Raw genomic sequence first — 21257 nt, 5'->3', positions numbered from 1 at the left:
TCCATCCGCATCGCGTATCAATCGGCGGGAAGCAGGCGTTTCTGGAAAAAGAAACGCGTGTGACCCGGTGGGTAGTCGTCGATCTGTCCGCAGGCGGTGAAACCGAGCTTGCGATAGAACGTCGGCGCCTGGAAATCGAAGGTGTCCAGCCAGATACCGATGCAATCCTGCTCCCTCGCCAGGGTTTCGGCCAACTGCATCAGTTCACTGCCCAGGCCTTGTCCCCGAGCCTCTTGCGGCACCGACAACAATTCGATGAACAGCCAGCGATAGAACAGGCGCCCGTAGAGGCCGCCCAGGATCTCATCGCTTTGCTCGTCCCGCACCAGCCATGCCACCAGTTGCGATGCGCCGTCGCCGGCCTGGGAGACGTTGTAGCTGCGCAGCGGCGCCAGGATGGCCTCGCGTTCTTCAGCGGTGGGGGTGTCCGTACGTTCGATTCGCAGCGTCATCGGCGATGTCCTTGGGCATGGGGTGGCAAGCCGTACGAGCCTATCCCAAAGGCTTGCGTGACGTCACCCGGTCGACGGCGCACGGGCGGATTTCGTAAACCGGGCCATACTGCCTGATGCCCTTGATGCGATCCTGACCCTTAAAACAAGAAGAGACCGACTCATGAAGTTCCAATCCTTTGCCCGGATCCTTGTCGCCACCTCCCTGACTTTGAGCGGCTTGCCTGCGCAATCCGCGTCCCAGGCCCCCGTCGCCGCCGAAAATGGCATGGTGGTCACCGCCCAGCACCTGGCGACCCATGTCGGCGTCGATGTGCTCAAGAAAGGTGGCAATGCCGTGGATGCGGCGGTGGCGGTGGGGTATGCCCTGGCGGTGGTGTATCCGGCGGCCGGTAACCTGGGCGGCGGTGGGTTCATGACCCTGCAACTGGCCGATGGGCGCAAGACGTTCCTGGATTTTCGCGAGAAAGCCCCGTTGGCCGCCACCGCCGACATGTACCTGGACAAGGACGGTAACGTCATCCCCGAACTCAGCACCCGCGGGCACCTGGCGGTGGGTGTGCCCGGCACGGTTTCCGGCATGGAACTGGCCCTGCAGAAATACGGCAGCATGTCTCGGGCGGAGCTGATGGCGCCGGCCATCCGTCTGGCCGATGAAGGTTTCACCCTGGAGCAGGGCGATGTGGAACTGCTGGAGACCGCCACCGATCTGTTCAGGAAGGACATGCGCGACTCCGGCGCGATCTTCCTGCATAACGGCGAGCCGATGCAGGTCGGCCAGAAGCTGGTGCAAAAGGACCTCGCCAGGACCCTGCGGGAAATCTCGGCCAAGGGCGCCGACGGCTTCTATAAAGGCTGGGTCGCCGACGCCCTCGTGACGTCCAGCCAGGCCAACAAAGGCATCATCACCCAGGCCGACCTGGACAAGTACAAGACCCGAGAACTGGCCCCGGTGGAGTGTGACTATCGCGGCTACCACATCATCTCGGCGCCACCGCCCAGTTCCGGCGGCGTGGTGCTGTGCCAGATCATGAACATCCTCGATGGCTATCCCATGAAGGAGCTGGGCTTCCATTCGGCCCAGGGCATGCATTACCAGATCGAAGCCATGCGTCACGCCTACGTGGACCGCAACAGCTACCTGGGCGACCCGGACTTCGTGCAGAACCCCATCGACCATCTGCTGGACAAGAACTACGCCGCCAAGCTGCGGGCCGCCATCGAACCGCAGAAGGCCGGTGACTCACAGAAGATCAAGCCCGGCGTGGCGCCCCACGAAGGCAGTAACACCACCCACTATTCGATCGTCGATCGGTGGGGCAACGCGGTTTCGGTCACCTATACCCTCAACGACTGGTTCGGTGCCGGAGTCATGGCGAGCAAGACCGGGGTGATCCTCAACGATGAGATGGATGACTTCACCGCCAAGGTCGGGGTACCCAACATGTACGGCCTGGTGCAGGGAGAAGCCAACGCCATCGCACCGGGCAAGGCTCCGCTGTCGTCCATGAGCCCGACCATCGTCACCAAGGACGGCAAGACTGTCATGGTGGTGGGCACGCCCGGTGGCAGCCGTATCATCACCGCGACCTTGCTGACGATCCTCAATGTCATCGACTACGGCATGAATCTGCAGGAAGCGGTGGATGCGCCGCGCTTCCATCAACAGTGGATGCCGGAAGAAACCAACCTGGAAACCTTCGCCGCCAGCCCCGACACGCAGAAGATCCTCGAAAGCTGGGGGCACAAGTTCGCAGGGCCCCAGGACCCGAACCATATCGCCGCGATCCTGGTGGGCGCCCCGTCGCTGGGAGGCAAGCCGGTGGGCAAGAATCGTTTCTACGGCGCCAACGATCCACGCCGCAATACAGGGCTGTCCCTGGGCTATTGACCATTGGAAGAGCAAGACATGAACACGGCATTGCTGATCATCGACGTCCAGAGCGGGTTGTGTGCCGGCCAAGAAGAGTGCTTCGGCAGTGAACGCCTGGTCCGGACCATCAACGAGCTCAGTGCCAGGGCCCGGGCCCTCGGCTTGCCGGTGATCCTGGTCCAGCATGAAGAACTGGACGGCTCACTGACCTACGGCAGTGCCGCCTGGCAACTGGCCGATGGGCTGGTCACCGGCGCGGACGACCTGCGGGTGCGCAAGACCGCTGCGGATGCGTTCTACCAGACCGATCTGCTGGCCCTGTTGCAGGCCCGGGGCATCGATCGCGTGGTGATTTGCGGGCTGCAGACCGACTACTGCATCAATGCCACGGTGCGCCAGGCGCATGCCCTGGGATACGAGGTGGTCCTGGCCGCCGACGCCCATTCGACGGTGGATAACGGCAGCATGGCGGCCGAACAGATCATCGCCGACCACAACCATCGGCTGGGGCGGCTAAGCAGCGCGGTATCGCGGATCGACGTAGTACCGGTCGCTGAGGTGCGCCTGTAGCAGGCCGTCAGGGCGCGCCGAAGACCATGGTCCAGTAGACCCCCGCATCGCTGCGCGAGTTGCTGGCGGAGGCCGCGCCGACCTGGGTGAACATAGGGTTCATCAAGTTGGCGCAATGCCCGGGGCTGGCGAGCCAGTCGCGCATGGCCTGGCTCGGCGTGCGTTGGCCGGCGGCGATGTTCTCGCCGAGTTTGCGCCCACGAAAGCCGGCGCTCTTGGCCCGGTCGGAGGTGGAGCGGCCATCGGGGTCGCGGTGGGAGAAGTAGTTGCCACGCGCCATGGCCCGGCTGTGACCTTCGGCAGCGGTGCCCAGCGCGGCATTCCAGCTCAACGGTCGAGCCGCCGCGAAGCGCTGGCGACCGCACATCCGGGGCTTGGCCCTGGCGGCATTGACCTGGGCCAGCAGTGATTTGTCCGCCGGCGCCTCGTCACTCATGCGCGCACCGCCCAAGGGCTGCGCCAATACCACGCGCCATTCATCCCCGATCCGATTGATGCCAATGTCCGCGTACTGGCTGTCCAGTAGCGCCGAGCAATGTTCTTCCGCCAGTATCTCGAACGCTTCGTCGGCATCCCGTGCGTCGGTCAGGCGGATGCTGCGCACGGTCCGGGCCTGGTAGCCTTCGTCCATCAGGGTTTCGCGCAGACCGCCCCGAAAGCCGATCGGCAAGGCCAGCTTGGCACGCAACACCAGGGGCGGGGCGGCGCGCATCGTTCGCCATTCGCATCGATGGGACTGGCTGCGGTAGTCATTGATGGCGTTCACCAGTTGCCCTTCACCCCGGGCATGGGCCGGGCTGGCGGACAGAGGAAGCAGGAACGGGAGACACAGCGAGGCAAAACGGCGAGAGAGAACCGAGTGGCGCATGAATGAACAGCTCTGGAGGACGGGATTGCTGGAACGCCGCGGAGGGCGCCGATCAGCCCGCAAACCTGTGGTTCCGGGCTGGGGTAGGACTGTGGATTTTCAAACTGGTTTCAGAAGGGGCGAGGATTAAATGCATGACGCCTGAATGCCGCCCTGTCGCAAGGGCGCCCAGGGGGGGCGATGCGGGAGCGGGGGACGGGAGAGAATGGCATTCACTTCGCTGCTTCGGCCATCGGCGCCTTGATCCGCTCGGCCTTGCGCCAGGTCAGCAACACGATGCCTGTCACCACGATCGCGCCGCCGAGCACCTGGCCGGGATTGAGCATCTGGTCCAGCACCAGCCAGCCGATGAGCAGGGTCGCCAGCGGTTCGATGTTCATCACCGGCGCATTGCGCGGCATGTCCAGGCGCGGCACGCACATGAACAGCACGATGAACCCTGTGCCATAGAGCACCACCAGCGTGGCCAGGGCCAACCAGCCCACATGGGTCGCGGGCAGGTCGAGGCCGCCGGGCAGGGCGCCCGTCAGGCCGGCCAGGTTGACGCTGCTGAACACGATGAAAATCGTCAGCAGGCTGCGCACCGAGCCGCGCACCTGGGACAGCTTGTGATCGGTGATCCACAACGCACACGCGAAGACGCACGCGGCGCAGAATGCCAGGCCGACGCCCAGCAGCCATTGCGGGCCGACATCCGCCTGGGACGACAATCGCGACGGCACCTCCAGCACGAACACCAGGCCGACCAGGATCATGCCCATCAAGGCCGCCGTCCGGGCGGTGGGGCGGGGGCCGCCAAGGGCCCAGGTCAACAGGGCCAGCAGGATCGGAAACAGGTTGCCCACCAACAGCGCCAGCGCCACCGGCACTCGCGCCACGGCTGAATACAGGCAAAGGCTCTGGGCAGCGATCAACAGGCCGAGGACCAGTTGCCAGCGCCATGCGCCGACCGGCAGGCGCAAGCTCTGCCGTTGCCACAGAACGATGGTTGCCAGTACCAACAGCGTCCCGCCCGAGCGCAGCAGGATCGCCAGCAACACCCCGGCACCGTCATCGAAAGCCGCCCGCGCCGCGACATGGTTGCCGGCGAAGGCGCAGCCCATGCACAACAGGATCAGCACCGCGAGGTGACGGGGAAACGGGGTGGGGGTGTCGGCAGAGGAGCGGGTCATGGCAGATATCTCAAAGGCGGGACGCCGAGGCGGATAGGCTTCGGACAATTTTTAGTTATAGGTTGTCGTACGACTGGTCTTGTACCGAAACAGACGCAAAGAGACAAGTCTCGAATCCCGAGGGCGTGCACCGTCAACCTCGAGCCGTGGACACCCCGCGTCGTGGGGCAAGGGGTGCAGAGGGCCTGACTTTCCGCGGATACCGACGCGTCCATCGGCGATTTGCTGTACAACAACTGACCGCTGCGTTGTTTTCCGCTCCGGTCCATCTGACCTTCTCACGGAGCGACCCATGCGCCTGGCCGATTTCATCGAGCACAATATCGAACCGATCCTCCAGGCTTGGGAAGATTTCGCCAGGACCATAACGCCGGCTTCGATCGGCATGGATTCGGTGGCACTGCGCGACCATGCCGAGCAAATGTTGCGGGCCATCGCCATTGACTTGCGCACCGCCCAGACCACCGAGGAGCAGATCGCCAAATCCCACGGCGACGCCCCGGCGACGGATGTCGAAACCGCGGCCGAAACCCACGCCGTCATTCGCCAGTCCTCCGGTTTCACCGTGGAACAGATGGTCTCGGAATACCGTGCGCTACGCACCAGTGTGTTGATGCTGTGGATGCCGCAGGCCCCGTTGCAGCAAGAGCAGGCGATGTCCGATGTGATTCGCTTCAACGAGGCCGTGGACCAGGCCTTGGCGGAGTCCGTCGTGAGCTACTCGGGGGCGGTGGATGCGGCGCGCAATATGTTTCTCGGGATCCTCGGGCATGATCTGCGCAGTCCGTTGGGTGCCATCCTGCTGGGCTCTGAAGTGCTCCTGCGCGCGGGCGACCTGCCTGCCAAGGCCACCAAGATTTCTTCGCGCATCTACACCAGTGTCAAGCGTGCCAACAAGATCGTCGGCGATCTGCTGGATTTCACCCGCACCCAGCTGGGGGCCGGCATACCGGTGCAGCGCTTCAGGGGAGACCTGGTCGCGGCGTGCGAAGGCATGGTGGAGGAGGCGCGCGCCTACCATCCGGAAAGCACCATCCTCTTCGAACCGCGTGGTGCCCTCGACGGGATGTTCGACCCGGCGCGAATGGAGCAGGTGTTCTCCAACCTGATCGGCAATGCCGTGCAGCATGGGACAGAAGGCGCACCGATCACGGTTTCCCTGAGCCGGGAAGGGGATGAAGGGGTCATTGCGATCAATAACCAAGGCAAGATCATTGAAAAAGATGCCCTTGCCAGCATTTTCAATCCCCTGGTCCGTCAACTGCGCAGCGGTGACATGCAATACGGACCCACGGCTGGCCTGGGGCTGGGACTTCACATCGCCTCGGCGATCGTATCGGCCCACCAGGGCACTATCGAGGTACATTCCCAAGCGCGGGCCGGCACTACGTTCACTGTACGCATCCCGCTCAGCCAGGCTTGAGGCGTATGGCGGGACGCAGGATATTAACTTGTACGATGTCTTATCACGCGGTAAAACTGGCGTCCCCGTCCAATAATAATTAACGGAGACGTACGATGGATGCTTCACAACCTTCAATCACCGATCAGCAGCGCCGGCTCTTCCTGAAAAAATCCCTGGTGGTCTCGGCCGCCGCCGCCACCCTGGGGAACCTGCCCGGGCTCACCCAGGCCGAGCCGTTGAGCCAACGGTATCCGGACCCCCTGGTGAATGTCCTAGACCCCAGCTTCATGGACCTGCGCATTTTCAACGCCAGTGTGGAAAAGCTCGCCACCGGCCTGCGCTGGGCGGAAGGGCCGGTATGGATCGGCGATGGTCGCTACCTGCTGGTCAGCGACATCCCCAACAATCGCATCATGCGCTGGGATGAGGTTACGGGCAGCCTGTCGGTGTATCGCGAGAACGCCAACTTCTCCAATGGCATGTGTCGCGATCGCCAGGGACGGCTGCTGGTGTGCGAAGGGTCCACTACATCCAGCGAAGGCCGGCGCGTCACCCGTACCGAGCACAACGGTACGATCACCGTGCTGGCGGACAGTTTCGACGGCAAGCCTTTCAACTCGCCCAACGACATCGTCTGCAAACGCGATGGCTCGGTCTGGTTCACCGACCCACCGTTCCAGACCGGCAATAACTATGAAGGGCACAAGGTCACTCCCGTCCAGCCTCATGCGGTCTATCGCATCGATGGCGAGACTGGCAAGGTCAGCCGGGTGATCGATGACTTGGCGGGCCCCAACGGCCTGTGCTTTTCCCCGGACGAAAAAATCCTCTACGTGGTCGAAGGCCGGGCCAAGCCCAACCGCCTGGTCTGGGCGATCACGGTCAAGGACGATGGCACCCTGGGGGAGCGCCGCAAGCATATCGAGGGCTTGGATTACGCGGCCATCGACGGACTCAAGTGCGACGAGAGCGGCAACCTCTGGTGCGGTTGGGGCGGTAACGGCGACCCCAGGGCCGACCTGGAGAAACTCGACGGCGTGCGGGTGTTCGATCCGCAAGGCAAGGCCATCGGGCATATTTCCCTGCCGGAGCGCTGCCCCAATGTGTGCTTCGGCGGACGTGAGGGCAACCGGCTGTTCATGGCTGGCAGCCACTCGCTGTACTCGCTGTTCGTGAACACCCGGGGTGCGACGTTCGCCTGAAGTCCAGGCATCGCGGATCGGTTGTCGCAGGCGCCACTTGCCGAGCCCGACGGCGACCTCTCGTTCATCGATCGGTCGCCGACTGGAGCGCGCAGCTCCATAGCTCCACAGCCGGTCGAGCCTGGCTAGCCGGTCCCAGCCAATGGCTCATCGGCTGGCAGTGTCCGGCATGACACAGCTGGTAGTCACCGGCTTGGGGCGTGCGCCCCAGCTTCAGCGGTTGCAGCGGTGGCAGTTGGCGATGGAAGCGCCAACTGCCATTTGCCAGCCGGGCACCTTCGGGAATTTCCATGCCGGCCCCATTGCCCTTGACCCTGGCCTCGCCCAGGACCAGGCCTTCTTCGGTGATGTGATAGTCCTCTTCCCAGCGGATCTTTTCGATGGTGTGATCCCAGGCCAGCGTGAAGTCGCGCAGCTCCAGTTGCGCCCAGACTGCGCCGGAGAGTCCCAGGCATAGGCCAATCAAGCCAAGGCCCGCCCGACACGGCGGGCGCGCCAGAGGTGTTGGCCGATCAACAGCGCACCCAGGACAAAGCCGATTTCATCGGTCAGCGGCAGCGCCACCACCAGCAGTGCGCCGGCGGCAAAACAGGCCAGCCGTTCCAGGAGGGGCATCTTCTGTTGCAGGAAACCGGTGGATGCCATTCCCCACAGGCCGACGGCGAGCAGTGTCTTGACCAGCATGTAGGCGGTCATCCACAAGTTGTCGCCCTGAAGCATCAGCGCCGGGTTGTAGACCGTCATGAACGGTATGACGAAACCGGCGAGGGCGATACGTACGGCCCAGAAGCTGATCTTCAGGCCGCTTTCCCTGGCAATGGGCGCGGCGGCGAAGCAGGCCAGGGCCACCGGCGGTGTCAGGTCGGCGAGAATGCCGAAGTAGAATACGAACATGTGTGACACGATCAGCGGCACCCCCAGCTCCAGCAAGGCGGGCGCGGCGATCGAACTGGTGATGATGTAGTTGGGAATGGTCGGGATGCCCATGCCCAGCACCAGACAGGTGAGCATGGTCAGGATCAGCGACAGCAGGAGGTTGTCCTTGCCGATGGCGAGGATGTAACCCGCAAAAGTGGACGCGACGCCGGTCAGGGAAACCACGGCGATGATGCTGCCGACCAGGGCGCAGGCGATTCCTACCGGTACGGCGTGGCGGGCACCGTCGACCAGGGCATGCAAGCAGATGACCAGGGTTTCCCGGGTGCCTTGCATGAACCAGCAGGCCATCACCAATACAGCGATGACTGCAAAGACGATACCGATCCCCAACTGGAAAAAACCGACGCAGAAAATACCCAGCGCGACCCAGAACGCACAGCGCAGGGCATAGTTCGAGACTTTCAGGATGATCGCCGAGCCGAGGATCACGATAGCCGTCAATGCCAACCCCACCATGCCGGAAAACAGTGGTGTGCGTCCGGAAAAGAGCAGGTAGACCAGCACCGCGAGCGGGATCAGCAGATACCAGTTCTCCTTGACCGCGCTCCAGGCGCTCGGGCATTGGTCCTTGGGCAGGCCTTTGAGATCGGAGCGTTTGGCCTCCAGGTGCACCATCCAGAATACCGAGCCGAAATACAGGCATGCCGGTATCAAGGCCGCCTTGGCAATTTCCACGAAGGGCACATTGATGGTCTCGGCCATGATGAACGCCACGGCGCCCATCACCGGTGGCATGATCTGGCTGCCCATGCTGGCCGTCGCTTCCACGCCACCGGCGAACGCAGCCTTGTAGCCGAAGCGCTTCATCAACGGGATGGTGAACTGCCCGGTGGTCACCACGTTGGCGATGCCCGAACCGGTGATGGTGCCCATCAATGCCGATGACACCACCGACACCTTCGCCGGGCCGCCCAGCTTGTGGCCGAACAGGCCCATGGAAAAGTCGGTGAACAGTTTGATCATGCCGGCCTTTTCCAGGAAGGCGCCGAACAGGATGAAGAGGAAGATATAGGTGGCCGATACATAGGTCGGCGTGCCGTAGAGCCCTTCGGTACCAAACGCCAACTGGTTGATGATCTGGTCCAGGCCATAACCGCGATGGGCCAGGTCGCCCGGCAGGTATTCGCCGAACAGGCCATAGGCCAGGAACAGGCCGCAGATGATCGGCAGGGCGATGCCCATCACGCGCCGTGCGGCTTCGAACACCAGGATGATCAGGAGACTGCCGATGACCATGTCGGTCGTGGTCAGGTCGCCGGAGCGCTGGATCAGGTCGGCTTCGAATATCCATTGGTATAGCGCCGTCGCCACGCCCGCCAGGCTCAAGGCCCAGGCCAGTGGCTGCCACGGTCGTTGTTTTCCGTAGGCCGGGTAGCTGAGAAATACCACCCACAATAGAAAACCAACATGCACAGCCCGTAATACGATGCTGGACACTGGGGAAAAGGCCGCCGTGATGATCTGGAATACGGAAAACAGCAGTGCCACGCAAAACAGGGCCTTGGGCCAATCCCGAGGATCTGCGGGGATGCCGTGCTGGTCTTCACTCATAGGTACCTGCCTGTTGTCTGCAGCGGGTGCGGAACGCAATGCTGCAACGGCGCGGTGCCATTGCAGCCCGGGAAACTACAGTGCGCCCACTTCCTTGTAGTAGCGCTCGGCACCGGGGTGCAGGGCGATCGGCAGGTTCTTCGCGGCGTTTTCGAGGGAAATGTCCTTGGCTGCCGAATGGGAGGTGCCCAGGCGATTGAGGTTGTCGAACAGCAGCTTGGTCATTTGATAAGCCACTTCGTCCGGCACGTCCTCGCGAGTCACCAGGATGTTGGTGATGGCAACAGTGGGCACTGCGTCGGCCTGTCCGTCGTAGGTATTGGCGGGGATCTGGGCACTCTGGTAAGCCGGGTTGCCTATTTTTCCTATCACATCGGCCGGAATCGACACGTAGTTCAGCGCCATTGTTGACGCCAGGTCGCGAATGGCCGCCATGCCCAGGCCGGAGGACTGCAGCGTGGCATCCAACTGGCGGTTCTTGATCAGGTCCACCGACTCGGCGAAGGGCAGGTACTGCACCTTCATATCGTCGTACGTCAGGCCCGCAGCCTTGAAGATCGCCCGGGCATTGAGCTCGGTGCCGGATTTCGCCGCGCCGACCGAAACGGTCTTGCCCTTGAGATCGGCCAAGGTCTTGATGCCCGACTCCTGGCTGGCGACGATCTGGATGTAGTTGGGGTAGGCTCCGGCGATGGCCCGCAACTTGGTCAAGGGGGCCTTGAAGCCAGCGTCTTCCACGCCATTGCTGGCGTCCGCCACCGAATCGCCCAGGGCAAAGGCCAATTCCCCGCGTCCGGCTTGGAGCAGGTTCAGGTTCTCCACCGAAGCCTTGGTAGCCTGGACCGAAGTCTTGGAATCCTTGATGCCGCTGCTGTAGATCTGGGAGAGCCCGACCCCGATCGGGTAATAGACACCGCTGGTGCCCCCGGTCAGTATGTTGATGTACACCGGGGCTGCGTAGGCCGTGCTGGCCACCATCAAGGCTGCGGCGGTGGCCAGGGAGATGAAGTGCTTGTTGATTTGCATGGGGAGACTCTCCGTCTTGTTATGGCTTTATGCAGAGTCTTTCCACTGTAGTTGAAACGGGCCTGATGGCGAGTCGATAAAGCCCATGTGCCTGGTCAGGTCATACCGGAACCTGGCGCCGCACTGCTGCCGCGCACCGTCAACTCGAACGGCAGCAGCACATGCCGCTGTGGGATGGGCTTGTTCTCGATCAGGGCGATCAGCATGTCCACGGCCATCTGGCCGAAGGTTTCGGCCGGTTGGGAAATGGTGGTCAGGGGCGGATCGCAATACGCCGCGAAAGGGATGTCGTCGAACCCCACCAGAGAAATGTCCTCGGGCACCCGCAGGCCCGTCTGCTTGATGCGCTTGAGGGCGCCGATGGCCATCTCGTCGTTTTCGCAGAACAGCGCACTGGGGCGCTCGGCCAGTGCGAGCATCGCGCCGGCACCCTCGAATCCGGCCTTGAGGGTGAAGTCGCCATGGCAGATCAGCTCGGGGTCGATGGCGATGCCGGCGTCGTGCAAGGCGTCCTGGTAACCGGCCACGCGGTCGAGGGTCAACGGACTGCTGCGCGGCCCCTTGATGATGCCGATGCGGCGGTGGCCGAGCCCGAGCAAGTATTGGGTCATGGCCCGGGCGGCGCTGCGGTTGTCCAGGCTGATGGTGGGGTAGGAAGCGCCCTTGACCACTTCGCAGGCATTGACCAGGGGCAGCGGGTCGGTGCCGGGGGGCAGTGATACGAAAGGGTCGCAGGCGCGCAGTTGTATGACCCCATCGGCCTGATGGGCGTAGACCAGCGCGGCAAAGGCCTGCTCGATGTCTTCCCGGCCCTGGGTGTCGCACAGCAGCAATCGGTAACCCGCCGCCTGCGCCGCCTGTTGGGCGCCGCTGATGACCCGGGCGAAAAAGGTATTGGCAATGGTCGGGACCAGGATCACCAGGTTACCGGTTCGCCGGGACCGAAACTGCACGGCCATCAGGTTCGGTCGATAGCCGGCCTGTTCCACCGCCGCGTTCACCTTGTCCCGCGTCTGGGGCAGCACCCGCTCCGGGGATTTCAGCGCTCTGGACACCGTGGCCACGGAAACGCCAGCCAGCCGGGCCACTTCACGAATATTGGACAAACGCACCTCGACGCAGCGCCAGGAAATAGGGGCACGGCTGCGCAGCTTACCGCAGGTTGGACGGCGCACAAACGTCCGGGGGCGTCCCTCCTGGATTTGACACGGCACGAAACCGGGCCTAGATTCGGCCATGATGTAACCGGTTACATCTCATATCAATCCTGCATGAGAGCGTCGTGATGAACCCTGTGGCACCCAAAATAAGAATGGGCTTCGTGGGCGGTGGAGAGGGCGCTTTCATCGGCCAGGCCCATCGCCAGGCCGCCGGCCTGGACGGCGGCTTCGAACTGGTGTGCGGTGCGTTCAGCCGCGACCCCCATAACAACCGGCAGACCGGCGCGTCCCTGGGACTGCCCGCCTCCCGTTGCTATCACGACTGGCAGCAAATGCTCGATGCCGAAGCGGTGCTGCCCCTGGATCAACGCATGGAACTGCTGGTGATCGTCACCCCCAATCACCTCCATGCCCCCATAGCCAGCCAGGCACTGAAGGCCGGTTTCCATGTGTTCAGCGAAAAACCCGCCGGGCTGGACCTCAAGCAATTGCTGGCGCTCAAGGACGATCTGCGAGGCAGCCGCTGCCTCTACGGTCTGGCCCACACCTACCTGGGCTATCCCATGGTCTGGCAGGCCCGGGAAATGGTGCGCTCGGGTGTCATCGGCAGGGTGCGCAAAGTGTTCGTCGAGTATCCCCAGGGCTGGCTCAGCCAGGACCTCGCCGGGCAAGGCAACAAGCAGGCCGAGTGGCGCGACGACCCGGCCCGGTCCGGGCTGGGCGGTTGCATCGGGGACATAGGCACCCATGCGTTTTCCCTGGCGGAGTTCGTCGCGGACCAGCCGATCCAACATCTGTGCGCCGCGTTGGGCACCCATGTCCCAGGTCGGCAACTCGATGACGATGTCGCCATGTTGTTCCGGATGGAAGGCGGCGCCAGTGGCGTGTTGCTGGCCAGCCAGGTCTGCAGCGGTGAAGAGAATCCGCTGAAGATCCGCGTCTATGGCGACAAGGGCGCCCTGGAATGGCGCCAGGAAGAACCTTCGAGCCTGATTCATCGTGCCGTCGACCAACCCTTGCGCATCCTGCGCAGTGGTGTCGGCCAGCCTTGGCTGAGCGAAGCGGCGACGCGACGCATGCGTTTGCCGGCCGGGCACCCCGAGGGCTACCTGGAAGCCATGGCGAACCTCTATGGCGATTTCGCCCGGGCCATTCGCGAGCGGGTCGAAGGCCCCGACGTGCCTGGCGTACCCGGCATCGAGACCGGCCTGCGCACCATGGCATTCATCGAGGCCGCCATCATCAATCATCGCGGCGAGGCGAAGTGGACCGCGCTGGAAACCGGAGAATCGCTGTTGTGAAAACCACCGAAGAAACACCGATGGGCCTGCGCGGGCCGGCTATTTTCCTGGCCCAGTTCATGTCCGACGAGACACCGTTCGACTCGTTGGCGAACATCGCCCGGTGGGCCGCCTCGCAAGGCTACAAGGCCATCCAGTTGCCGACCCTGGGCACGCGCTACATCGACCTGGCCCGGGCCGCCGAGAGCCAGGATTATTGCGATGAGCTCAAGGCCACCTGCGCCCAGGCCGGGGTCGAAATCAGTGAGTTGTCGACGCACCTGCAGGGGCAACTGGTGGCGGTGCACCCGGCGTTCGACGCGCTGTTCGATGACTTCGCCCCGGCCCACCTGCGCGGCCAGCCCCAGGCGCGGACCGAGTGGGCCATCGAGCAACTGAAGCTGGCCGCCCGGGCCAGCCGGCGCCTGGGACTCAAGGCCCACGCGACCTTTTCCGGTGCGCTGCTGTGGCCCTATATGTACCCGTGGCCACAGCGCCCGTCCGGGCTGGTGGAACAAGGGTTCGCCGAGCTGGCCCGGCGCTGGTTGCCGATCCTCGATCGCTTCGACGAGGCCGGCGTGGACCTGTGCTACGAAATCCATCCCGGCGAAGACCTGCACGATGGCGCCTCCTTCGAACGCTTCCTGGAAGCGGTGGACCATCATCCTCGGGCAGCCATCCTCTACGACCCCAGCCACCTGTTGCTGCAGCAGATGGACTACCTGGGCTTCATCGACCGCTATCACGAACGCATCCGCATGTTCCACGTCAAGGACGCCGAGTTCCGCCCCGATGCTCGTTCCGGTGTCTACGGCGGCTATCAGGGCTGGGTCGATCGACCCGGCCGATTCCGCTCCCTGGGCGACGGACAGATCGACTTCGGATCGATCTTCAGCAAGTTGACCCAATACGATTTCAACGGCTGGGCGGTGCTGGAGTGGGAGTGCTGCCTGAAGGATTCGCAGCAGGGCGCCGCCGAAGGCGCGGCGTTCGTCCAGCGGCACATGATCAGCAAGACCCGCAAGGCGTTCGACGATTTTGCCGGCGTTACGGCGGACGAAGAATCCAATCGGCGGCTGCTGGGCCTATTGAAATAGACCTGCACCCGTGTGGTGAGGGCGCTCACGCCCGCTGGAGCGCGAAGCGGTCCCAGGCCTGACACTTCGGCGTGTCAGGCTCATGGAGTCCATGGCCTCGGGCCCGCTTCGCAGCGCAGCGGGGATAGATCCCCTCGCCATCGGGAGCTTGCCTGGCTCCAGAGGGTTTATGAACTGGATAAACCCATGGCCTGGTTGCTTAACGGTCCTTTTACAAAAACAACAATCAGAACGGTGACGGTCATGACCACGATGAATGCACGCCTGAGCGTGATGATGTTTTTTCAGTTCTTTATCTGGGGAGGCTGGTTCGTCACCCTGGGGACCTTTCTCTCCAACACCCTCGGCGCCAGCGGCGGGCAGGTCGGCATGGCGTTCTCCACCCAGTCCTGGGGGGCGATCATCGCGCCGCTGGTGATCGGCCTGATCGCCGACCGTTATTTCAACGCCGAACGCATCCTCGCGGTGCTGCACCTGATCGGCGCGGTGCTGCTGTACCAGCTGTATGGCGCGGCGCAATTCGGCGAGTTCTATCCGTATGTGCTGGCGTACATGGTGGTCTACATGCCGACGCTGGCCCTGGTCAATTCCGTGGCGTTTCGCCAGATGCGCGACCCGGCGCTGGAGTTCTCGCGCATCCGGGTCTGGGGCACCCTGGGCTGGATCGTCGCGGGGGTGGTGATCAGCTTCGTGTTCGCCTGGGACTCGCGTGAGTCCATCGCCGCGGGCGGACTGCGCAATACTTTCCTGATGGCGGCCATTGCCTCGCTGGTCCTTGGGCTCTACAGCTTCACCCTACCGGCCACGGCGCCGCTGGAGGAGCAGGCCGGCGGTGGCGGCATCAAGCAACTGCTGGGACTGGACGCGCTGGGACTGTTGAAGGACCGCAGCTACCTGGTGTTCTTCATGGCCTCGATCCTGATCTGCATCCCCTTGGCGTTCTACTACCAGAACGCCAACCCGTTCCTGGCCGAAACCGGCATGGCCAACCCCACGGCGAAGATGGCCATCGGGCAGGTGTCCGAAGTGCTGTTCATGCTGCTGCTGCCACTGTTCATCCAGCGCTTCGGCATCAAGCTGGCGCTGTTGGTGGGGATGCTGGCGTGGGCGTTGCGCTATGTGTTGTTCGCCTACGGCAACAACGGGGACCTGGCATTCATGCTGTTCACCGGCATTGCGCTGCACGGCATCTGCTATGACTTCTTTTTCGTCTCGGGGCAGATCTACACCGACGCCAAGGCGCCCAAGCACCTGCGCAGTTCGGCCCAGGGGTTGATCACCCTTGCGACCTATGGGGTGGGGATGCTGATCGGCTTCTGGGTGGCGGGGCAGGTGACCGATCGCTTCGTCGTGGATGCAGGCCACGATTGGAACAGCATCTGGCTGTTCCCGGCCGGTTTCGCGTTGGTGGTGCTGGTGTTCTTCCTGCTGACCTTCAGTGGCCGGCAAGCGCTGGCGGCGACCTCGAAGGCATGAGGCCGGGCGGGACGTCGGTCATTTATGGCTGACGTCCAGCTTGGTGTAGGTCACTTTCCCGCCTTCGCTGGCGTTGCCGACGTTGTCCAGGGTGTAGACACCGGCCTTGAAGTAGAAGTTATAGGGATGCCAGGACGAGTCCAGCTTCACCTGCTTGCCGACGTTGTTGACCAGTACGGTGAGCTTGCCTTGCTTGTCCATCTGCAGCGAGTAGTTGAAGACTTTGTTCAGGGCCACGTTGGGTACGCTGAAGAGCACGGGGCTCTTCTTGTCCTTGGGTTTGACCCGGTACTCCACATCCACATTGCCCTTGCCCTTGGCGTAGCGGTACACCAGTTTCAAGAGCGGCGTAGGGGCATCCTTGGCGTGGATCTGCGCCACCACCACGCGACCTTCGGAAGGCACCTGGTTCACCGCCAGCGTGCCCTTGAGGGTATTGATGCCGCTGTTGTAGCGCCAGTTGCGCAGCTTGCCGTCCTTGCCGGTTTCCCGCAGCTCGGAGCGCGGGAATTCGCTCTTGCCGGTATGGGAACCGGTCACCGGTGCCCAGAACACGATGCGTTCGCCGCTGCGGTTGAAGTACTTGTTCTGCAGGCTCGGCATGGCCTTGGTGTGCACCACTTGCGCCGGGGTCTGCACGGGAAGGGTGATGTTCCAGACAGTCAGGTCAATCATGATCGGGTACTCCCATGGAGTCGGCCGTGGTCTCGGCCGTAATGGCAAATTTGCCTTCCATGGCACAGTGTCCATGTTATCGACCCAGGCCTGTTTCGCTGGAGAGGCACCTGACGGATGGCTCTGCACCGAGCCTTGCCGGCGTTTTTGCGGGTTGGCGTGACTGATGTCAAATTGAAGTCGATGGGGTAGAGTACGCGCCGCCCGAGAGATGGATCCCGGGCGTTATCCCATGGAGTAGTTGATGAAGCATTTCAGCAAAGTTGTCGCCGGCGCATTGTTGGGCCTGGTCCTGGCGGGTTGCACCGGTACCGCGATGAAGACCCAGCAGTACGACAGCAGCCAGTACACCGTTGTCGGTCACAGTGAAGCCAAGGCCACTGGCCTGCTGTTGTTCGGTTTCATCCCGATTCGCCAGAACAACCGCTTCGTGCGTGCCCAGGATGCGGCGATCAAGGCCAAGGGCGGCGACGCCATGATCAACACCCAAGTGCAGGAAAACTGGTTCTGGGCCTGGGTCCTGACCGGCTACACCACTTCGGTGTCCGGCGACGTGGTCAAGCTGAAGAACGTTCAGTAAAGACCCACGCTCGCAAGGTCAGAGCCCTGACCCGTGGCGAGGGAGCCAGCTCTCGCTCTCCCTCGCCACAAAGCGGATTACCTTCCTCCCACCACCATGTGACTGAAAGGCTCCACATACGCCTGCAGCGTCACCAGCCCGCCCACCAGGATCGCCAGCACCACCGAGTGGAAAAACACATACCGCAGGATTTCCCCTTCGTGGCCGTACCAGCGTGTGGCGGTTGAAGCGACCACGATCGACTGGGCGTCCACCATCTTGCCCATGACCCCGCCGGAACTGTTGGCAGCGGCCATCAGCACCGGGCTGATCCCCAGCTGTTCCGCCGTCACCCGCTGCAAGCCCCCGAACAGCACGTTGGACGCCGTGTCCGAACCGGTCAGCGCCACGCCGAGCCAGCCCAGCAAGGTGCCGAACATCGGATAGAAAATGCCCGTGGCCGCAAAGGCCAGGCCCATGGTGGCGTCCAGCCCGGAATAACGGGTGAGGAATCCCAACGCCAGCATCGCCACGATGGTAATCAGCGAATAGCGCACCACCCACAGCGTTCGCAGGTATTGGCGCACCAGTTGCGGGATGGAATAGCCCATCAGCAGGCCGCCGAGAATGGCCGCCAGGAAGATGCCGCTGCCGGTGGCGGTGAACCAGTTGAACTTGTAGACCGCTTCTTCGGTTTTTGGCTGGGGCACCACCGGCGGGACTTTTTCGATCTGCTGGTGGATGGTGCCGAAGGTCAGCAGGGGCGAGAAGACCGGATTGGCTTCGCGCATCGGCTTGCCCTGGGGGTCGAGCCGGACCGACTGGGTCTGCGGATCGATGGCCGGGCGGGTATCGAACAGGTTCTTGAAACCCTGGGTGCCCCAGGCGAACACGAAGACCGTGAGGATGATCCATGGCATCCAGGCTCGCAGCACGGCGGGGCGGGTGTCGCTGGCGAAAGCGCCGCTGGCCGCCGGTTGCTGTTGCTCGCTGGCGTCGATCTTCGAGTCATCGTGCCGGCCCGACAGCGCCGCCGAGGTGTGCACCGTGGCCGGTTTCCAGACCTTGAGGAAACCGGTCAGGCACGCCATGGAAATCAACGCGGCAATCACATCCACCAGCATCGGCCCATGGTAGTTGGAGACCAGGAACTGCGGGATGGCGAAGCTGACGCCGGCCACCAGGATCGCCGGCCACACCTCAAGCATCTTGCGCCACCCGGCGAACGCCCAGATCAGCCAGAACGGCACGATCACCGAGAAAAACGGCAACTGCCGACCGACCATCATCGACAGCTCCATTTCATCCAGCCCGGTAACCTTGGCAAGGGTGATGATGGGCGTGCCCAGGGCGCCGAACGCCACCGGCGCGGTGTTGGCGATCAAGGCCAGCCCGGAGGCGGCCAATGGCGAAAAACCCAGCCCGATCAGGATCGCACCGGTCACCGCCACCGGCGTGCCGAAGCCCGCCGCGCCCTCGAAGAACGCCCCGAAACAGAAGGCGATCAGCAGCAGTTGCAGGCGTCGGTCATCGGTGATGCGGGCCAGGGAGTCCTGCAGCACCTTGAACGAGCCGTTTTCGGTAGTCAGTCGGTGCAGGAAGATGATGTTGAGCACGATCCAGCCGATGGGCAGCAGGCCGTTGGCGGCACCATAGAGCGCCGCTGAGCCGGCCATGTCGGCCGGCATGCCGAAGGCGAAGATCGCGATGAGCAGCGCCGAGGCCAGGGCATACAATGCCGCCAGGTGCGCCTTGATATGAAAGAACGCCAGAGACGCCAGCATCACCACCACCGGAACCGCCGCCAGGATCGTCGACAGCACCGCATTACCGAAGGGATCGTAGACTTGTTGCCAAACCATGTTCCACCTCTGCTTTTTATTGTTGGAAGTGCAGGCCCCGGGAGGGATTGGCACAAGAGTATAGGCGGGTATTGGCGGGGGGATTGGCGCGCGGGCGAGGGGCAGGCTCCAAGGGGAGGCCAGCGCCCTTGCCGCAAGTGGTGTGCTGGCCAGCGCAGGTCAGCGCTCACCTTCCTCCTGGCGAAGTCCGAGACTCAAGCCGTCGCAGCTTTGCGACCAGGCGACCAGCCAGTCGGGCATGGCCGGCGACTGTTCGGCCAGGCCCAGCTCGCGGACGAATTCAGTCGGCGCCAGGGTGCCTTTGGCCGAGCGGAACAGGCCTCGCATGATCACCACCCCGACCACACGTCCCCGGCTGATGAAACGGTGCTCCATGAAGGTCCATTTTTCGTCCCAGCCGAGCATGCGCGTGTGTACCTCGAACGCTTCGAACAACTTCAATTCCCGCCTGAATTTGCCCCACACATCCCCGACGATCGGCACCGCCCGGTTGCGCAACGCCACCCTGTAGGCGCCGCTGCGCAGCACGTAATCCATGCGTCCCACATCGGCCAGGGTGAAATAACGCCCATTGGTGACGTGGCGATTGAGGTCCAGGTCCAGCGGCCACACGCGCATGCGCACCACCGTAGTACCCAAGGGCGCCGCGGGCTTGCGCCACGGGCGGCGGAACAGCATCAGCAACAGTCGGAACCAGAGATTCATAAGTACGCCGTGAACAAGGAAAACGGCGCACTTTAGCCTCCGCGCAGGGGGCGGGCTAGGTGCGTAACTGACGAATTGCGTGGGAAACGCGCATTTGAGCTATGTTCGGGATATTTGCGGCGAGGGGGCGATGTTTCGCTCAATCCCCTCGCCACAAAGCGTTTTGCAGGTCCACGAACGTTCTTTGCCGCTCAGCCCTTGGCCGCCATCGCCGTCACTTCCACCCGCATTCCCTCGACCGCCAGCGAAGCCACGCCCACTGCCGCCCGGACCGGCCATGGCTTGGCGAAGAAGCGTTTGTAGACTTCGTTGAAAGCCGCGCGATCGGCCATGTCGGTGAGGTAGATGGTCAGGTGCAGCACGCGGTCCATGGAGCTGCCGGCACGTTCCAGCGCGGACTTGAGGGCCTGCAGCGTGCATTCGCTCTGCAGCGTGATGTCCCCCAGTTCAAGGCTGCCGTCGGCGCGGGTCGGGATCTGGGTGGACACCAGCAGGCCGCCGAAGCCGGCGACGTCGGACGAGATGGAATCCGCATCCGGGTCGGGGGTGAAGGTGATGTCTGGGTGGGTCATGCGGCGCCTCATGAGTTAGGAAAAGACGCCGCAGTTTACCGCCCAATGCCGCCTCGTTCCCGGATTCCTTTATCCCGAGGACCGTCAACCGTTCTGCCTGGGTCAAAGATTGCCCTGGACCTGGGCGGTCATCGCCGGTTCAAGGTGCGGTTCCATGCCGTTCAGGCGCTCGGCCAATTGTTGCGCCTGCTCCCAGCCGAACTCCGGGTCCAACCAATCGAGCGCGTCTTCGGTGCCCAAGGCCAGTACGCACTGCTGTTGGCTGGCGATATCGCCATAGGTCACCAGGCTCAGGCCGTCACAGCCCAAGGGGGTTTCGCTGGCCTGGGCCAGGGCCGCAAGGAAAATCGGGGCCGAATGCCGGGACGTCGTGTACGTGAGGCGTTGTGCCTGGCTTGAGGAGGGGACCTGCGTCTCGTACCAGCCTTCCACGGGAACCAGTACGCGGCCTTCGCGCTTGATCGCGTCGAAGACCTTGGAACGCATCACCAGATGCAGCGGCAGATGCGTCAGGGGCGGCATCGTTCCCACTGACCAGATGGGTGACCAGCCCCAGCGAACCTTGATGGACTCCAAGTGCCCGCCGCGACGACGAATGGCGCTGACCTGCATGTTCGGCTTGATCAGGCTGTGCCGCTCCGGTGGCCTGACGGGTGTCGTCCGAAACAGGTCCATGCGTGTCAGGTGCGTATCGATACGTTCGCCGGGAGTGTCTCGCTGGGCAAAATACGCCAGGGAGTCCTTTGAGCAAACGTGCTGAACAAAACCGTCACACATAGTGAAAACTCCCTGGAGTGAAGCGCAAAGGACCCT

At 63.2% G+C, this 21257-nt stretch carries 20 protein-coding genes; 8 read left to right on the top strand and 12 right to left on the bottom strand.

Features of this window, described 5'->3' with window-relative positions; translation table 11 throughout:
• Positions 1-17: 17 nt before the first annotated feature.
• Complete coding sequence (locus tag BLP99_RS06695; RefSeq protein ID WP_072392923.1) at positions 18-452, bottom strand: GNAT family N-acetyltransferase; 435 nt, start codon at positions 450-452, stop codon at positions 18-20.
• Between the two features lie 163 nt (positions 453-615).
• Between BLP99_RS06695 and ggt the strand changes: the two genes are divergently transcribed.
• Both ggt and BLP99_RS06685 read left to right on the top strand, forming a co-directional pair.
• Positions 616-2343, top strand: coding sequence for a gamma-glutamyltransferase (gene ggt, locus BLP99_RS06690; protein WP_076406816.1), 1728 nt, complete (start codon positions 616-618; stop codon positions 2341-2343).
• Between the two features lie 18 nt (positions 2344-2361).
• The gene (locus tag BLP99_RS06685) at positions 2362-2895 is read left to right on the top strand and encodes a cysteine hydrolase family protein (protein WP_072392929.1); all 534 of its coding nucleotides are present in this window, start codon (positions 2362-2364) and stop codon (positions 2893-2895) included.
• A 7-nt stretch (positions 2896-2902) separates the two neighbouring features.
• On the opposite strand, the gene BLP99_RS06680 is transcribed toward BLP99_RS06685, so the two are convergent.
• On the bottom strand, positions 2903-3763 hold the full coding sequence (locus tag BLP99_RS06680) for a CAP domain-containing protein (RefSeq protein WP_072392932.1): 861 nt from the start codon (positions 3761-3763) through the stop codon (positions 2903-2905).
• Positions 3764-3975: 212 nt separating this feature from the next.
• On the bottom strand, positions 3976-4935 hold the full coding sequence (locus BLP99_RS06675; RefSeq protein ID WP_072392935.1) for an EamA family transporter: 960 nt from the start codon (positions 4933-4935) through the stop codon (positions 3976-3978).
• Between the two features lie 292 nt (positions 4936-5227).
• On the opposite strand from BLP99_RS06675, the gene BLP99_RS06670 reads away from it, so the two are divergent.
• Both BLP99_RS06670 and BLP99_RS06665 read left to right on the top strand, forming a co-directional pair.
• Positions 5228-6358, top strand: a complete 1131-nt coding sequence (locus BLP99_RS06670; protein WP_072392938.1) for a sensor histidine kinase — start codon at positions 5228-5230, stop codon at positions 6356-6358.
• A gap of 95 nt (positions 6359-6453) precedes the next feature.
• Positions 6454-7542, top strand: coding sequence for an SMP-30/gluconolactonase/LRE family protein (locus tag BLP99_RS06665; protein WP_072392941.1), 1089 nt, complete (start codon positions 6454-6456; stop codon positions 7540-7542).
• 64 nt (positions 7543-7606) lie between these two features.
• Here BLP99_RS06665 and BLP99_RS06660 read toward each other — a convergent pair whose 3' ends face one another.
• The 4 genes from BLP99_RS06660 to BLP99_RS06645 all read right to left on the bottom strand — a co-directional run bounded on the left by BLP99_RS06660 (position 7607) and on the right by BLP99_RS06645 (position 12164).
• Positions 7607-8008 carry a DUF1850 domain-containing protein gene (locus tag BLP99_RS06660; RefSeq protein WP_072430631.1) on the bottom strand — a complete coding sequence of 134 codons (402 nt, stop codon included), beginning with the start codon at positions 8006-8008 and terminating at the stop codon, positions 7607-7609.
• On the bottom strand, positions 8005-10032 hold the full coding sequence (locus BLP99_RS06655; protein WP_072392947.1) for a TRAP transporter permease: 2028 nt from the start codon (positions 10030-10032) through the stop codon (positions 8005-8007). The genes BLP99_RS06660 and BLP99_RS06655 overlap by 4 nt, the downstream gene beginning before the upstream one ends.
• A gap of 75 nt (positions 10033-10107) precedes the next feature.
• Positions 10108-11058 (bottom strand): TAXI family TRAP transporter solute-binding subunit, encoded by a 951-nt coding sequence (locus BLP99_RS06650; RefSeq protein ID WP_076406818.1) that lies wholly within the window; start codon positions 11056-11058, stop codon positions 10108-10110.
• A 95-nt stretch (positions 11059-11153) separates the two neighbouring features.
• On the bottom strand, positions 11154-12164 hold the full coding sequence (locus BLP99_RS06645; RefSeq protein ID WP_092180115.1) for a LacI family DNA-binding transcriptional regulator: 1011 nt from the start codon (positions 12162-12164) through the stop codon (positions 11154-11156).
• 179 nt (positions 12165-12343) lie between these two features.
• Here BLP99_RS06645 and BLP99_RS06640 point away from each other — a divergent pair, with 179 nt between their 5' ends.
• From BLP99_RS06640 to BLP99_RS06630, 3 genes are all read left to right on the top strand, one after another.
• Positions 12344-13519 (top strand): Gfo/Idh/MocA family protein, encoded by a 1176-nt coding sequence (locus tag BLP99_RS06640; RefSeq protein WP_072458341.1) that lies wholly within the window; start codon positions 12344-12346, stop codon positions 13517-13519.
• Between the two features lie 20 nt (positions 13520-13539).
• Positions 13540-14595: a sugar phosphate isomerase/epimerase family protein gene (locus BLP99_RS06635; RefSeq protein ID WP_176776497.1), complete on the top strand. Its 1056-nt coding sequence runs from the start codon at positions 13540-13542 to the stop codon at positions 14593-14595.
• A 243-nt stretch (positions 14596-14838) separates the two neighbouring features.
• Complete coding sequence (locus BLP99_RS06630) at positions 14839-16071, top strand: nucleoside permease (RefSeq protein ID WP_072430627.1); 1233 nt, start codon at positions 14839-14841, stop codon at positions 16069-16071.
• Between the two features lie 18 nt (positions 16072-16089).
• Here the strand turns inward: BLP99_RS06630 and BLP99_RS06625 are convergent, their stop codons facing one another.
• Positions 16090-16746, bottom strand: coding sequence for a polysaccharide lyase family 7 protein (locus tag BLP99_RS06625; RefSeq protein ID WP_072392959.1), 657 nt, complete (start codon positions 16744-16746; stop codon positions 16090-16092).
• A gap of 244 nt (positions 16747-16990) precedes the next feature.
• On the opposite strand from BLP99_RS06625, the gene BLP99_RS06620 reads away from it, so the two are divergent.
• Positions 16991-17326, top strand: a complete 336-nt coding sequence (locus tag BLP99_RS06620; protein WP_072392963.1) for a hypothetical protein — start codon at positions 16991-16993, stop codon at positions 17324-17326.
• Positions 17327-17403: 77 nt separating this feature from the next.
• On the opposite strand, the gene BLP99_RS06615 is transcribed toward BLP99_RS06620, so the two are convergent.
• The 4 genes from BLP99_RS06615 to BLP99_RS06600 form a co-directional block, all read right to left on the bottom strand.
• On the bottom strand, positions 17404-19167 hold the full coding sequence (locus BLP99_RS06615) for an L-lactate permease (RefSeq protein ID WP_072392966.1): 1764 nt from the start codon (positions 19165-19167) through the stop codon (positions 17404-17406).
• A gap of 159 nt (positions 19168-19326) precedes the next feature.
• Complete coding sequence (locus tag BLP99_RS06610) at positions 19327-19872, bottom strand: thioesterase family protein (RefSeq protein WP_072392969.1); 546 nt, start codon at positions 19870-19872, stop codon at positions 19327-19329.
• A 191-nt stretch (positions 19873-20063) separates the two neighbouring features.
• Complete coding sequence (locus BLP99_RS06605) at positions 20064-20444, bottom strand: RidA family protein (RefSeq protein ID WP_072392972.1); 381 nt, start codon at positions 20442-20444, stop codon at positions 20064-20066.
• A gap of 102 nt (positions 20445-20546) precedes the next feature.
• Positions 20547-21221: an SOS response-associated peptidase family protein gene (locus tag BLP99_RS06600; protein ID WP_092180007.1), complete on the bottom strand. Its 675-nt coding sequence runs from the start codon at positions 21219-21221 to the stop codon at positions 20547-20549.
• Positions 21222-21257: the final 36 nt, after the last annotated feature.

The sequence above is a fragment of the Pseudomonas sp. NFACC32-1 genome (genome assembly GCF_900101215.1).
GTDB lineage: Bacteria > Pseudomonadota > Gammaproteobacteria > Pseudomonadales > Pseudomonadaceae > Aquipseudomonas.
The sequence above is the reverse complement of the archived record's forward strand: the minus strand, read 5'-3'. Positions and strand labels throughout refer to the sequence as shown.

Excerpts from the sequence above, each read along its gene's own strand:
- BLP99_RS06695 (WP_072392923.1), bottom strand. The coding sequence starts at position 452 with ATGACGCTGCGAATCGAACGTACGGACACCCCCACCGCTGAAGAACGC.
- ggt (WP_076406816.1), top strand. The coding sequence starts at position 616 with ATGAAGTTCCAATCCTTTGCCCGGATCCTTGTCGCCACCTCCCTGACT.
- BLP99_RS06685 (WP_072392929.1), top strand. The coding sequence starts at position 2,362 with ATGAACACGGCATTGCTGATCATCGACGTCCAGAGCGGGTTGTGTGCC.
- BLP99_RS06680 (WP_072392932.1), bottom strand. The coding sequence starts at position 3,763 with ATGCGCCACTCGGTTCTCTCTCGCCGTTTTGCCTCGCTGTGTCTCCCG.
- BLP99_RS06675 (WP_072392935.1), bottom strand. The coding sequence starts at position 4,935 with ATGACCCGCTCCTCTGCCGACACCCCCACCCCGTTTCCCCGTCACCTC.
- BLP99_RS06670 (WP_072392938.1), top strand. The coding sequence starts at position 5,228 with ATGCGCCTGGCCGATTTCATCGAGCACAATATCGAACCGATCCTCCAG.
- BLP99_RS06665 (WP_072392941.1), top strand. The coding sequence starts at position 6,454 with ATGGATGCTTCACAACCTTCAATCACCGATCAGCAGCGCCGGCTCTTC.
- BLP99_RS06655 (WP_072392947.1), bottom strand. The coding sequence starts at position 10,032 with ATGAGTGAAGACCAGCACGGCATCCCCGCAGATCCTCGGGATTGGCCC.
- BLP99_RS06650 (WP_076406818.1), bottom strand. The coding sequence starts at position 11,058 with ATGCAAATCAACAAGCACTTCATCTCCCTGGCCACCGCCGCAGCCTTG.
- BLP99_RS06640 (WP_072458341.1), top strand. The coding sequence starts at position 12,344 with ATGAACCCTGTGGCACCCAAAATAAGAATGGGCTTCGTGGGCGGTGGA.
- BLP99_RS06635 (WP_176776497.1), top strand. The coding sequence starts at position 13,540 with ATGGGCCTGCGCGGGCCGGCTATTTTCCTGGCCCAGTTCATGTCCGAC.
- BLP99_RS06630 (WP_072430627.1), top strand. The coding sequence starts at position 14,839 with ATGACCACGATGAATGCACGCCTGAGCGTGATGATGTTTTTTCAGTTC.
- BLP99_RS06625 (WP_072392959.1), bottom strand. The coding sequence starts at position 16,746 with ATGATTGACCTGACTGTCTGGAACATCACCCTTCCCGTGCAGACCCCG.
- BLP99_RS06620 (WP_072392963.1), top strand. The coding sequence starts at position 16,991 with ATGAAGCATTTCAGCAAAGTTGTCGCCGGCGCATTGTTGGGCCTGGTC.
- BLP99_RS06615 (WP_072392966.1), bottom strand. The coding sequence starts at position 19,167 with ATGGTTTGGCAACAAGTCTACGATCCCTTCGGTAATGCGGTGCTGTCG.
- BLP99_RS06610 (WP_072392969.1), bottom strand. The coding sequence starts at position 19,872 with ATGAATCTCTGGTTCCGACTGTTGCTGATGCTGTTCCGCCGCCCGTGG.
- BLP99_RS06605 (WP_072392972.1), bottom strand. The coding sequence starts at position 20,444 with ATGACCCACCCAGACATCACCTTCACCCCCGACCCGGATGCGGATTCC.
- BLP99_RS06600 (WP_092180007.1), bottom strand. The coding sequence starts at position 21,221 with ATGTGTGACGGTTTTGTTCAGCACGTTTGCTCAAAGGACTCCCTGGCG.